The sequence below is a fragment of the Pseudomonas sp. 20-5 genome (assembly GCF_056782835.1).
Map to the genome: position 1 here is coordinate 1,365,500 of NZ_CM165584.1, position 11,921 is coordinate 1,377,420.

Annotated in this window: 13 protein-coding genes; 9 read left to right on the plus strand and 4 right to left on the minus strand. The window is 66.4% G+C overall.

Annotated elements, in window-relative coordinates:
• The first annotated feature begins 59 nt into the window (after positions 1-59).
• The 8 genes from lysS to AC1RB9_RS06435 all read left to right on the plus strand — a co-directional run bounded on the left by lysS (position 60) and on the right by AC1RB9_RS06435 (position 6,997).
• A complete protein-coding gene (gene lysS, locus AC1RB9_RS06400) occupies positions 60-1,565 on the plus strand; it encodes a lysine--tRNA ligase (RefSeq protein ID WP_003103728.1) in 1,506 nt (501 codons plus the stop codon).
• A gap of 211 nt (positions 1,566-1,776) precedes the next feature.
• On the plus strand, positions 1,777-2,490 hold the full coding sequence (locus tag AC1RB9_RS06405; RefSeq protein WP_003092520.1) for a TetR/AcrR family transcriptional regulator: 714 nt from the start codon (positions 1,777-1,779) through the stop codon (positions 2,488-2,490).
• 96 nt (positions 2,491-2,586) lie between these two features.
• On the plus strand, positions 2,587-3,138 hold the full coding sequence (locus AC1RB9_RS06410; protein WP_003103725.1) for a hypothetical protein: 552 nt from the start codon (positions 2,587-2,589) through the stop codon (positions 3,136-3,138).
• Positions 3,139-3,146: 8 nt separating this feature from the next.
• On the plus strand, positions 3,147-4,442 hold the full coding sequence (locus tag AC1RB9_RS06415; protein WP_003092515.1) for a flavohemoglobin expression-modulating QEGLA motif protein: 1,296 nt from the start codon (positions 3,147-3,149) through the stop codon (positions 4,440-4,442).
• A 68-nt stretch (positions 4,443-4,510) separates the two neighbouring features.
• Positions 4,511-5,257 carry a TIGR00266 family protein gene (locus AC1RB9_RS06420; RefSeq protein WP_003113847.1) on the plus strand — a complete coding sequence of 249 codons (747 nt, stop codon included), beginning with the start codon at positions 4,511-4,513 and terminating at the stop codon, positions 5,255-5,257.
• Positions 5,254-6,159, plus strand: a complete 906-nt coding sequence (locus AC1RB9_RS06425) for an alpha/beta hydrolase (protein ID WP_003103721.1) — start codon at positions 5,254-5,256, stop codon at positions 6,157-6,159. The genes AC1RB9_RS06420 and AC1RB9_RS06425 overlap by 4 nt, the downstream gene beginning before the upstream one ends.
• Positions 6,156-6,479, plus strand: a complete 324-nt coding sequence (locus tag AC1RB9_RS06430; RefSeq protein WP_003092509.1) for a PA3694 family proteiin — start codon at positions 6,156-6,158, stop codon at positions 6,477-6,479. The genes AC1RB9_RS06425 and AC1RB9_RS06430 overlap by 4 nt, the downstream gene beginning before the upstream one ends.
• Positions 6,476-6,997 (plus strand): O-acetyl-ADP-ribose deacetylase, encoded by a 522-nt coding sequence (locus AC1RB9_RS06435; RefSeq protein WP_003092502.1) that lies wholly within the window; start codon positions 6,476-6,478, stop codon positions 6,995-6,997. The genes AC1RB9_RS06430 and AC1RB9_RS06435 overlap by 4 nt, the downstream gene beginning before the upstream one ends.
• Positions 6,998-7,072: 75 nt before the next feature.
• Here the strand turns inward: AC1RB9_RS06435 and lptF are convergent, their stop codons facing one another.
• The 3 genes from lptF to AC1RB9_RS06450 all read right to left on the minus strand — a co-directional run bounded on the left by lptF (position 7,073) and on the right by AC1RB9_RS06450 (position 10,907).
• Positions 7,073-7,858 (minus strand): lipotoxin F family OmpA-related lipoprotein LptF, encoded by a 786-nt coding sequence (gene lptF, locus AC1RB9_RS06440; protein ID WP_003092499.1) that lies wholly within the window; start codon positions 7,856-7,858, stop codon positions 7,073-7,075.
• A 48-nt stretch (positions 7,859-7,906) separates the two neighbouring features.
• Positions 7,907-8,311, minus strand: a complete 405-nt coding sequence (locus AC1RB9_RS06445) for a DUF4398 domain-containing protein (RefSeq protein WP_003092495.1) — start codon at positions 8,309-8,311, stop codon at positions 7,907-7,909.
• A gap of 379 nt (positions 8,312-8,690) precedes the next feature.
• Positions 8,691-10,907 (minus strand): heavy metal translocating P-type ATPase, encoded by a 2,217-nt coding sequence (locus AC1RB9_RS06450; protein WP_003117471.1) that lies wholly within the window; start codon positions 10,905-10,907, stop codon positions 8,691-8,693.
• Positions 10,908-11,020: 113 nt separating this feature from the next.
• On the opposite strand from AC1RB9_RS06450, the gene cadR reads away from it, so the two are divergent.
• Positions 11,021-11,491 (plus strand): Cd(II)/Pb(II)-responsive transcriptional regulator, encoded by a 471-nt coding sequence (cadR, locus tag AC1RB9_RS06455; RefSeq protein WP_003103716.1) that lies wholly within the window; start codon positions 11,021-11,023, stop codon positions 11,489-11,491.
• Between the two features lie 8 nt (positions 11,492-11,499).
• Here cadR and AC1RB9_RS06460 read toward each other — a convergent pair whose 3' ends face one another.
• A complete protein-coding gene (locus AC1RB9_RS06460; RefSeq protein WP_003092488.1) occupies positions 11,500-11,844 on the minus strand; it encodes a hypothetical protein in 345 nt (114 codons plus the stop codon).
• Positions 11,845-11,921 lie beyond the last annotated feature (77 nt).

Here is an 11,921-nt window from a genome sequence, read left to right on the forward strand (position 1 = left end):
CCCCTGTTGCGCAATCCGTTTCCACAGGCAAGAGAGCCTAACCAGGAACCACCAAGACCATGAGCGACCAACAACTCGACCAGCACGAACTGCAACAGGAAGAAAACAAGCTGATCGCCCAGCGCAAGGAAAAACTTGCCGCCGTGCGCGAAGCCCGGGCCATCGCCTTCCCCAACGACTTCCGCCGCGACGCCTACTTCGCGGACCTGCAGAAACAGTACGCCGACAAGACCAAGGAAGAGCTGGAAGCCGCAGCGATCCCGGTCAAGGTGGCCGGTCGGATCATGCTCAACCGCGGTTCCTTCATCGTCCTCCAGGACAGCAGCGAGCGCCTGCAGGTCTACGTCAACCGCAAGACCCTGCCGGAAGAAACCCTGGCCGAGATCAAGACCTGGGACCTGGGCGACATCATCGGCGCCGAAGGCGTGCTGGCCCGCTCGGGCAAGGGCGACCTGTACGTCGACATGACCAGCGTGCGCCTGCTGACCAAGTCGCTGCGTCCGCTGCCGGACAAGCACCATGGCCTGACCGACACCGAGCAGCGCTACCGCCAGCGCTACGTCGACCTGATGGTCAACGAGGAAACCCGCCACACCTTCCGCGTGCGTTCCCAGGTCATCGCCCACATCCGCCGTTTCCTCAGCGAGCGCGGTTTCCTCGAAGTGGAGACCCCGATGCTGCAGACCATCCCCGGCGGCGCCGCGGCCAAGCCGTTCGAGACCCATCACAACGCGCTGGACATGGCCATGTTCCTGCGCATCGCCCCGGAGCTGTACCTCAAGCGCCTGGTGGTCGGCGGTTTCGAGAAGGTCTTCGAGATCAACCGCAACTTCCGTAACGAAGGCGTCTCGACCCGGCACAACCCCGAGTTCACCATGCTCGAGTTCTACCAGGCCTACGCCGACTACGAAGACAACATGGACCTGACCGAGGAACTGTTCCGCGAACTGGCCCAGGCGGTACTCGGTACCACCGACGTGCCCTACGGCGACAAGGTCTTCCACTTCGGCGAGCCGTTCGTGCGCCTGTCGGTGTTCGATTCGATCCTCAAGTACAACCCGGAGATCACCGCCGCCGACCTCAACGACGTCGAGAAGGCGCGGGCCATCGCCAAGAAGGCCGGCGCCAAGGTCCTCGGCCACGAAGGCCTGGGCAAGCTGCAGGTGATGATTTTCGAGGAACTGGTGGAGCACAAGCTGGAGCAGCCGCACTTCATCACCCGCTACCCCTTCGAGGTTTCGCCGCTGGCCCGCCGCAACGACGAAGACCCGAGCGTCACCGACCGCTTCGAGCTGTTCATCGGCGGCCGCGAGATCGCCAATGCCTATTCCGAGCTGAACGACGCCGAGGACCAGGCCGAGCGCTTCATGTTGCAGGTCAAGGAGAAGGACGCCGGCGACGACGAGGCGATGCACTACGACGCCGACTTCATCAATGCCCTGGAATACGGCATGCCGCCGACCGCCGGCGAAGGCATCGGCATCGACCGCCTGGTGATGCTGCTGACCAACTCGCCGTCGATCCGCGACGTGATCCTGTTCCCGCACATGCGCCCGCAGGCCTGAGCGCCGCAACAGTCCATGGAAAAGCCGCCTTCGGGCGGTTTTTTCATGGCCGCGCGGTGTCCCGGCCGCCGGGCCAGGGGCCGATAACCGCCGATCCGCCGGCTGACCACGGAAGGTGCGGGTGGGATCGGAGCTTCCCCGATAGCGGCCGATTGATTCCACGCGAAAAAGTCCGAACAATGCCCCATCGTCCGCGAGCGGAGGAAACACCGTGTCCCGAGTAGCTCCCAGAGACAGCGCCGCGCAGGCCGCCAGCGCGGTAGCCGAAAGCGTTCGTTACCAGGGCCGCAAGGCCAGCCGCCAGGGCAGCGAGCAGCGGCGCCAGGCGATTCTCGATGCCGCCATGCGCCTGATCGTCCGCGACGGCGTACGGGCCGTGCGCCACCGCGCGGTGGCCGCCGAGGCCCAGGTGCCGTTGTCGGCCACCACCTACTACTTCAAGGACATCGACGATCTCATCACCGACACCTTCGCCCTCTTCGTCGAGCGCAACGCAGAGGCGCTGTCGGCGTTCTGGAGCAGCGTGGAGGGCGACCTCCAGGAGATGGCCGCGGTGCTGGCCGACGACCCCGGCGCCCGTGGCTCGCTGGTGGAACGGATCGTCGAGCTGGCCGTGCAGTATGTCCAGGTCCAGCTCACCGAGCGCCGCGAGCACCTGCTGGCCGAACAGGCCTTCCGCCAGGAGGCGTTGCTCAACCCGCGCCTGCGCGAACTGGCCGATGCCCACCAGCGGATTCTCTCCCTCGGCGCCGTGCATTTCTTCCAGGTGCTCGGTTCCGGGCAGCCCGAGCAGGACGCCAAGGTGTTGACGTCGATTATTCTGCAGATGGAATATCAGGGCCTCGTGGACGGAGTCGAGCAACTGGCCGTGGACGAAATGCGCGCCATACTCAGACGGTACCTGAATCTGGTCATGGGCCTGTGACCTGAGCGTCAACCCCGCCATGGCGGGGTTTTTCATACCCGAACCTTCCCTCGGCCAGCCGGTCGCAGGTTGCGGAGGGTTCCTAAGGAGCGTGTGATGAAAGCCTGGCGTTGCCTGGTGGTCCTGAGTTTCCTGCTGTTGGGCGGTTGCCTGGTCACCTTCAAGGAGCCGATACCGCCGCGCGAGGCGGCGCCGAGCCATCTGCTCGGGACCTGGAGCCGCGAGAACGAGTGGAAGGAAGAACAATTCCTGGAGATCACCCGTTCCGGCAGCAATGTCTACCGTGCGCTCAGCTACGTGGACAGCAAGGACAATACCGAGAGCCTGGAAGACTACGGCTTCACCGTCTCCCACCAGGGCAAGCGCTGGTACCTGTCGGCCGGCCTGCCGAAGAGCCTGGGCGGCAACTTCATCATCGCCGGCTTCGAGATCACCGACGGTGACGAGCTGGTGATCTACAACCTCGACGTCGAGCGCATCGTCGAGGACCTCGGCGCCGGCCAGCTCGACGGCGAGACCGTCGACAGCGATCAGGGCAAGGGCGCGCTGGTGCGCAGCCCGTTGGCGAAGGTCTTCGCCTACCTGAACGATCCCGCCAATTCCGACGTGTTCGTCGAGGCCGCCCGCTTCCAGCGGGTCACCCAATGAGATTGCCGATGAGCCAGCGCAAGGCGCAGAACGACTACCAGAAGATCATCCGCTCCCTGTCCGATCGCATCGTCGAGGCGCAGACGCCGATCCGCGTGCTGGATGCGATCAAATGGGACGACGGGATCCGCCAGGACTTCCTCAAGGGCCGCGGCAAGCATGCGCCGAAGGTCGATCGCGGCTACTACGACAGCCGCCCGCTGGCCTTCGACGCCAGCGCCAAGAAGCAGGAATTCCAGAACATCGAGCGCGACATCACCCGCCAGTTGGGCCAGTTCAACCCGGTCGGGCAGATCATGCGGCGGATGTGCAAGGAATACCGAATGGTCATTCGCATGCTCGAGGCGCGCGGCACCCCGGACCTCGGGCTGATCTCCCAGGAACTCTACGGCTCGGCCTCGGACGCCTTCCATGCCGGCGATCCGACCCTGGCCGACCTCGGCCTGATGCTCTCCGACTACCTGAACAACATCGCCGACCGCGGCGATCTCAAGGACGAACCCAAGACCCTGACCGCCAAGGAGGTCGTACCGATCCTCCAGGCGCGGCTGAACACCGTGTTCGGCGAGGAGGAGGGCACCATCCGCGTGTTCGAGTCCGACGGCATCGTCGCCGACGCGGCGGCCGGCGCCGACTACATCAAGGTACGCGCCGACGCCCTGTTCAACGAGCGCGACGTGCGCGCGCTGGAGGTCCACGAGGGCCTGGTGCACGTCGGCACCACCCTGAACGGCCTGAGCCAGCCGATCTGCACCTTCCTCGCCAAGGGACCGCCGTCCTCCACCGTGACCCAGGAAGGCCTGGCGATCCTGATGGAGGTGATCGCCTTCGCCTCCTACCCGACCCGCCTGCGCAAGCTGACCAATCGCACCCGGGCGATCCACATGGCCGAGGAGGGCGCCGATTTCCTCGACGTGTTCCACTTCTACCGCGAGCAGGGCTACAGCCTGGAGGACAGCTACCAGAACGCCAGCCGGGTCTTCCGCGGCTCGACCCCGGATGGCCTGCCGTTCACCAAGGACCTGTCCTACCTGAAGGGCTTCATCCTCATCTACAACTACATCCAGCTCGCCGTGCGCAAGGGCAAGCTCGAACAGATCCCCCTGCTGTTCTGCGGCAAGACCACCCTGGAAGACATGCGCACCCTGCGCCAACTGGTGGACGAGGGCCTGGTGGCGCCGCCGAAGTACCTGCCGCCGCAGTTCCGCGACCTCAACGCGCTGTCGGCCTGGATGTGCTTCTCGAACTTCCTCAACCACCTCAGCCTGGACCGCATCGAAGCGGACTACGCGAACATCCTCTGACCGTTCCCCGCCGTGCCGGTCTTTCCCGGTGCGCGCGGGCGGTCGGCCGGCAAGCAAGGAGAACGGCGATGGCCAGCCACGAACTCGACTACCGCATCCTCGGCGAATCCATGCAGACCGTGGAGATCGAACTCGACCCCGGGGAAACCGTGATCGCCGAGGCCGGGGCAATGAACTACATGACCGGCGACATCCGCTTCACCGCGCGGATGGGCGACGGCTCCGACGGCAGCCTGCTGGGCAAGCTGTGGAGCGCCGGCAAGCGCAAGCTCGGTGGCGAGTCGGTGTTCATGACCCACTTCACCAACGAAGGCCAGGGCAAGCAGCACGTGGCCTTTGCCGCGCCCTATCCGGGCAGCGTGGTGGCGGTGGACCTGGACGATGTCGGCGGGCGCCTGTTCTGCCAGAAGGACTCGTTCCTCTGCGCAGCCTATGGCACCCGGGTCGGCATCGCCTTCACCAAGCGCCTGGGCGCCGGTTTCTTCGGCGGCGAGGGCTTCATCCTGCAGAAGCTCGAGGGCGATGGCCTGGTCTTCGTCCACGCCGGCGGCACGCTGATCCGCCGCCAGTTGAATGGCGAGACGCTGCGGGTCGACACCGGTTGCCTGGTGGCCTTCACCGACGGTATCGACTACGACGTGCAACTGGCCGGCGGCCTGAAGAGCATGCTGTTCGGCGGCGAAGGATTGCTGCTGACCACCCTCAAGGGCAGCGGCACCGTCTGGCTGCAGAGCCTGCCGTTCTCGCGCCTGGCCGGGCGCATCTACGACGCCACCTTTCGCGCCCGCGAAGAGGTAAGGACCAACAACGGATGAAGCGCCTGCTGATCCCGCTGCTGGTACTCGGCGCGCTGTTCCTCGGTGGCTGCAGTTCGCTGCTGTTCTATCCCGAGCCGGTGGTGCAGATCACTCCGGCGCGCGCCGGGCTGGAGTACCGCGACGTCACCCTGACCACCGCCGACGGCGTGCGCCTGCGCGCCTGGTGGCTGCCGGCGAAGAAAGGCGTGCCGGTGAAAGGCACTGTGCTCTACCTGCACGGCAACGGCGGCAACCTGTCCTGGCACCTCGGCGGCACGTGGTGGCTGCCCGCCGAGGGCTACCAGGTGCTGATGCTCGACTATCGCGGCTACGGCCAGTCGGAGGGCCAGCCGGGACTGCCGGAGGTCTACCGCGACATCGACGCGGCGTTCGCCTGGCTCGACCAGGCGCCGGAGGTGAAGGGCACCGAGCGCGTGCTGCTGGGGCAGAGTCTCGGCGGCGCGCTGGCGATCCACTACCTGGCCGAGCATCCGCAGCGCCAGGGCCAGTTCAAGGCGCTGGTGTTCGACGGGGTACCGGCGAGCTACCGCGGCATCGCCCGGCACATGCTGGACGGTTCCTGGCTGACCTGGCCACTGCAGGTGCCGCTGTCCTGGCTGGTGCCCGACGACGACAGCGCCATCCATTCGGTGGCGCGGCTTTCTGGCGCACCCATGCTGTTCTTTCACAGCATCGACGATACCATTGTGCCCCTCGAGAACGGCATCGCCCTGTACCGCCAGGCGCGGCCGCCGAAGGTCCTGCAACTGACCCGAGGCGGCCACGTGCAGACCTTCGCCGAAGCGACCTGGCAGGAAGTGATGCTGCGCTTCCTCGACGATCCCCATGGCTTCACCGGCCTGCGCCGGCTGGCCGAAATCCCGAACCGCGAATCCGCGAAACCCGAAGGCAATCCATGAGCGACCGTAACGTACTCCCCTGCATCCTGACCGGCATCGGTACCATCTTCGTCACCGTCGGCGTGCTCTGGTACTACGGCTACCTGCATTTCGCCAAGCCGCAGGACGCCCTGTTGCTGGCCGACTTCACCATGCTGAAGAGCCTGCCCGGCGAAGATGTGAAGCTGTCCCTAGAGCCGGCCAAGCAGGTCGCGCAGTGCATCGATGGCGTCCTGGTGCTGTTCGACACCGAGCAGAAGGGCCTTTCCGGCGTGCTGGTGGACAACAGGAAGCACGCCGTGCGCTGCGCCGGACAGGAAGTCCCGCAGGAAGTGAAATGACCGAGGTCCGCGTCTGGCAGGGAGACATCACCCGTCTTGCGGTGGATGCCATCGTCAACGCGGCGAACTCCTCGCTGCTCGGTGGGGGCGGTGTCGACGGCGCCATCCACCGCGCCGCCGGTGCCGAACTGGTGGCGGCCTGCCGCCTGCTGCACGGTTGCAAGACCGGCGAGGCGAAGATCACCCGTGGGTTCCGTCTGCCGGCGGCCCACGTGATCCACACCGTCGGCCCGGTCTGGCGCGGCGGCGACAACGGCGAAGCGGAGCTGCTGGCCAGCTGCTACCGGCGCAGCCTGGCGCTGGCCGAGCAGGCCGGGGCGGCCAGCGTCGCGTTCCCCGCCATCAGCTGCGGCATCTACGGCTATCCCTTGGAGCAGGCCGCGGCCATTGCCGTCGAAGAGGTCTGCCGGCAACGCCCGGCGCACAGCAGCCTGGAGGAAATCGTCCTGGTTGCCTTCGATAGCTCGATGGCCGAGCGCTACCAGCGCTTGCTCGGCGAGCGGCCTGTGGCCCGCTGATACCTGGAAAGCTCAAGCCCCGCCCATGAAAAAGCCCCGCCGGATGGCGGGGCTTTTGGGCTTCCGTAGGGCTTATCAGCCGCTGACGGAGGAGCGTGGCGCGACCGGCTTGGCGTCGTTGGAAATGGTGACTTCCACCCGACGGTTCATGGCACGGCCGGAGCTGGTGCCGTTGCTGGCCACCGGATATTCCTTGCCATAGCCACGGGTGGCTACGCGTTCCGGGCTGATGCCGCGGCTGAGCAGGGCCATGCGCACCGAGTCGGCACGACGCTCGGACAGGCGCTGGTTGTAGTTGGCGGAACCGGTGCTATCGGTGTAGCCCTCTACGATCACCTGGCGCTCCGGGTTCTGCTGGAGGAACTCGGCCAGTTGCTGGATGTTGCGCATGGCGCCGGGCTTCAGGTCGGACTTGTCGAGATCGAACAGAACGTCGCCGAAGGTCACCATGGTGCCGCGCGAGGTCTGCTTGGCATTCAGTTGGCTACGCAGCTTGTCCAGTTGCGCGGTGCGCGCGTCGAGGCGGGCCTGGGCGCGCTGGGCGGAGGCGTTCTGCAACTGCGCCTCGGCATTGCGCAGGACGATGGTCTGCTTGGCCAGTTCGATGCGCTGGTTGGTCAGGTAGGCCAGTTGGTCCACGTCGCGCTGGTCTTCGCCATCCTGGTAGGCCTTGTCGGCCTTGGCCAGCCAGTCGCCGGCGTCCTTGGTTTCCAGGGCCGCGACCTTGGTCGCGTCGGGCTGCGACTGCAGCGCGGAGAAGTTGCTGCGGGCCTGTTCCAGGTTGGCGTTCGGCGGCGTGGAGCAGGCGGCCAGCGCCAGGGCCAGCAGGGATACGGCGGGGAGGGCAATGTACTTACGCATAGGGGTCATCCTTAATCACGAATCGACGAAAGAAGGGCGGAATCCGGCTTAGTGCTGCGTATCGCGCATGCCTTCCTCACGCAGTTCCATGACGCCCTGCTGGGCATCCTTCACGGCTTTCTGCGCCTTGGCGGCCTGGGTCTTGCGCTCGGCGACCCGGGCGTCCCACTCGGCCTGCTGCGCCAGGCGCTTGGCCTGGTCGTATTCCTTGTCGTTCATGGCGATGCGCGCCTGGCTCAGCTTGTCCTGAGCGGACTTCATCTCGACCGGGGCATATTCCGGGCCGCCGGCGCTCACCGCGTTATTCACCGCGGATTCGGTCACGGCGAACTGCTCGGTCGGCGGGTTGCCGGCGCAGCCGGCCAGGACCAGGCTGCTGCCTACGGCCAGCAGGGCCAGCTTGAGGCCACGCAGGGAACCGGTGTGTTGCTTGCTCATCGCTTTTTGCTCCATGGGAAATTTCCTCTGACAGGGATGCTGATTCCTTGGCTTTCATCTCTGGCCATTACCGTGGGCGCGTTTCCGGCCCTCCGGTCTTTTCTTCCTGCTCACTGAGCAAGCCTCTGCCAGGCCTCTGTTTCAGGGGCTTGGCGATTGGCCATGTACTTTTAGTGACTCCCCCGCTGGTTCAGGGGTTCAAAAAAAAATCTGAAATTTTCTGACTGAACAGTCGGCTTCCGGCGTGGTCGCAGAACGCCACCTCTGCTCACTAAAGCCCGTCCTACAGGGCTCTAGTCCACGAAACGCACAACTGCCGCAGCGCTCCAGGACGGAACACTCGGGCAGAAAAAAGCCCCACCTGAGTGGGGCTGGAGGAGGCCAGTGGGGCCTTTTAGAAACGCTTGCGCAACAGTCGCAGACCGTTGAACACCACCAGCAGGCTGGCGCCCATGTCGGCGAATACCGCCATCCACAGGGTGCCTTCGCCTGCCAGGGTAAGGGCGAGGAACACCGCCTTGATGCCCAGGGCCAGGGTGATGTTCTGGACCAGGATCGCGTGGGTGGTGCGCGACAGCCGGACGAATTGCGGCAACTTGCGCAGGTCGTCGTCCATCAGCGCGACGCCGGCGGTCTCGATGGCCGTGTCGGTGCCCGCCGCGCCCATGGCGAAGCCGATGTCGGCGCGGGCCAGGGCCGGCGCGTCGTTGATCCCGTCGCCGACCATGCCGACCCGCGAGCCGTCGGCCTGGCGCGCTTCCACTTCACGCAGCTTGTCCTCCGGCAGGAGGTTGCCGCGAGCTGCGTCGATGCCTACCTGGGCAGCGATGGCGGCTGCGGTGTGCGGGTTGTCGCCGGTGAGCATCAGGGTCTTCACGTCCAGCGCGTGCAGCTCGCGGATCGCCTCGCGGCTGCTGTCCTTGACCCCGTCGGCGACGGCGAAGAGGGCCCGCACGCGCTGCGGATCGCACAGCGCGATGACCGTCTTGCCCTGGCGCTCCAGGGCGTCCAGGCGCTCTTCCAGGGCCGGCGAGCAGAGGCCCAGTTCCTCCACCAGGCGATGGTTGCCGAGGTGGTAGAGGACGCCGTCGATGCGTCCGCTGACGCCTCGTCCCGGCAGGGCGGCGAGGTCCTCGACCACGCCCAGGGCAAGGCCGTCCTCTTCCGCTGCGTTGGCCACGGCGCGCGATACCGGGTGGTCGGAACGCGCGGCCAGGCTGGCGGCGAGCAGGCGCGCATCCGTCCCGTCAGCCTCCGCGATCGGCAGGTAGTCGGTCTGTTGCGGTTTGCCATGGGTGATGGTGCCGGTCTTGTCGAGGGCGACCCAGGACAGCTTGCGCCCGAGTTCGAGGAACACCCCGCCCTTGATCAGGATGCCCAGGCGCGCCGCGGCGGAAAGGCCGCTGACGATGGTCACCGGGGTGGAGATCACCAGCGCGCAGGGACAGGCGATCACCAGCAGCACCAGGGCGCGGTAGATCCAGTCCAGCCAGGCGCCGCCGAACAGCAGCGGCGGCAGCACCGCGGTGGCGAGGGCGATGAGGAATACCACCGGGGTGTAGACGCGGGCGAAACTGTCGACGAAACGCTGGGTCGGTGCGCGGGAACCCTGGGCTTCCTCCACGGCGTGGATGATCCGGGCCAGGGTGCTGTCGTCGGCGCGGCGGGTGACGCGGTACTCCAGCGCGCCCTCGCCGTTGATGCTGCCGGCGAACACCGGCTCGCCGACCTCCTTCTCCACCGGCAGGCTTTCGCCGGTGATCGGCGCCTGGTTGACGCTGGAGCGGCCGCTGGTCACCTCGCCGTCGAGTGCGATGCGTTCGCCGGGCTTCACGCGCACGGTGGCTTCCAGTTCCACTTGCTTGGCCGGCAGTTCCTTCCATTCGCCGCCGACCAGCACGGTGGCCTGTTCCGGAGCCAGTTGCAGCAGGCCGCGGATGGCGTTGCGCGCGCGATCCAGGGACTTCGCCTCGATCAACTCGGCGATGGCGAACAGCACGCTGACCATCGCCGCTTCCGGCCACTGGCCGATAAGCACGGCGCCGGTCACGGCGATACTCATCAGGGCGTTGATGTTCAGGTTACGGTTCTTCAGTGCGATCCAGCCCTTGCGGTAGGTCGGCAGGCCGGCGCCGAGGATGGCCAGCAGGGCGAGGCCGGCGACCACCCAGTCCGGCGCCAGGCCGAACCATTCGACGATCTCCGAGGCCAGCGCCATCGCGCCGGCCAGGGCCAGCGGCCACCAGGGCTTCGCCGGCGCTTGCGAGGGGCCGTCGGTATTTTCGCCGGCATCCAGCGGCACCGCCTGCATGCCGAGGCCGGCGATCAGCTTCTGCAGCGGCTCGACGCTGTCGAAGCGATGCTGGACGCGCAGCAGGCGCTGCATCAGGTTGAATTCCAGCGACTCCACTGCCGGCTGGCGACCGAGGGCGTCGCGGATCAGGCGCTCCTCGGTCGGGCAGTCCATCGCTTCGATGCGCAGGTCGCTCCAGCGCAACTCGGCGTTGCCGGCCAGGGTTCCGATGGCGGCCACCGCCGGGCGAGGCGCGTGGCGGTGCCCATGATCATGTCCGTGACCGTGACAGCAAGTGTCGGCGTGTTCGTGGCTCATGGAAACAATTCCCGTTTGACGTGTTGGGTGCGATTGCACACCCTGTAGCAACTACAGAGTCAAGCGGTACTGCCAATTCGGGTAGCCGCGTCGGCGATTGGAGGAGGGTTGGCATGAAGATCGGTGAGCTGGCGAAGAGAACCGGTTGCCCGGTGGAGACCATCCGCTACTACGAGCGCGAAGGCCTGTTGCCCGAGCCCGCGCGTAGCGAAGGCAACTATCGGCAATACACCCTGGCGCATGTCGAGCGCCTGTCGTTCATCCGTCACTGCCGCTCGCTGGACATGACCCAGGAGGAAATCCGTACCCTGCTGGCGTTGCGCGACCGTCCCGAGGCGGATTGCGGCACCGCCAACCGGTTGATCGACGAGCACCTGCATCACGTCGAGGTGCGCATCGCCGAACTCCAGGCATTGCGCGAGCAACTGCGGGATCTCGGCTCACGCTGTACGGTCGCCGGCAACAGCCAGGCCTGCGGCATCCTCCGCGAACTGGAGCAGCCCGCGCCGCTGTCGCCAATCGCCGAGGAATGCGCCGAGGCCGGGCACATGCACGTCCCCGGCGTGCACCGCCGGCATGGCTGAAGCCGCGCTCAGTGACTGGAGGTGTCCTGTTGCGCGACCAGTTCGTGCAGGTACTTGCGCGAGAGCGACAGGAAGCGTGGGGTAGGGCCGACATCCTCATAGAGCGGATCGCCCTGTTCGTCGGTGGCCACCACCTGACTCCCCTTCACGTAGGGAAAGCTCGCCTCCAGTTCTTCCAGGGCGGCGCCGACCAGCTCGCCCAGTAGTTCCTCGACGCTGCGCCGCGGATACATCTCGTGCAGCGCGGCGAGGCGCGCGGCGCTTTCGACGTCCAGCGGGATGCTGTAGTGGTTGCGGGCCATGCGGCCCTTGGCGGTGTGTTCCCAATGGCGGACAAGCTCACGGATCTTCATGCTGACCTCTTCAGCCCGGTCGTGGCGGGCGTGCTGGGGGGCCCTCGTGGGGCCGTGCCTCGGTGCGGGCACTTCCT

Coding starts and splice junctions, on each gene's coding strand:
- lysS (WP_003103728.1), top strand. CDS start 60: ATGAGCGACCAACAACTCGACCAGCACGAACTGCAACAGGAAGAAAAC.
- AC1RB9_RS06410 (WP_003103725.1), top strand. CDS start 2,587: ATGAAAGCCTGGCGTTGCCTGGTGGTCCTGAGTTTCCTGCTGTTGGGC.
- AC1RB9_RS06415 (WP_003092515.1), top strand. CDS start 3,147: ATGAGCCAGCGCAAGGCGCAGAACGACTACCAGAAGATCATCCGCTCC.
- AC1RB9_RS06420 (WP_003113847.1), top strand. CDS start 4,511: ATGGCCAGCCACGAACTCGACTACCGCATCCTCGGCGAATCCATGCAG.
- AC1RB9_RS06425 (WP_003103721.1), top strand. CDS start 5,254: ATGAAGCGCCTGCTGATCCCGCTGCTGGTACTCGGCGCGCTGTTCCTC.
- AC1RB9_RS06430 (WP_003092509.1), top strand. CDS start 6,156: ATGAGCGACCGTAACGTACTCCCCTGCATCCTGACCGGCATCGGTACC.
- AC1RB9_RS06435 (WP_003092502.1), top strand. CDS start 6,476: ATGACCGAGGTCCGCGTCTGGCAGGGAGACATCACCCGTCTTGCGGTG.
- lptF (WP_003092499.1), bottom strand. CDS start 7,858: ATGCGTAAGTACATTGCCCTCCCCGCCGTATCCCTGCTGGCCCTGGCG.
- AC1RB9_RS06445 (WP_003092495.1), bottom strand. CDS start 8,311: ATGGAGCAAAAAGCGATGAGCAAGCAACACACCGGTTCCCTGCGTGGC.
- AC1RB9_RS06450 (WP_003117471.1), bottom strand. CDS start 10,907: ATGAGCCACGAACACGCCGACACTTGCTGTCACGGTCACGGACATGAT.
- cadR (WP_003103716.1), top strand. CDS start 11,021: ATGAAGATCGGTGAGCTGGCGAAGAGAACCGGTTGCCCGGTGGAGACC.
- AC1RB9_RS06460 (WP_003092488.1), bottom strand. CDS start 11,844: ATGAAGATCCGTGAGCTTGTCCGCCATTGGGAACACACCGCCAAGGGC.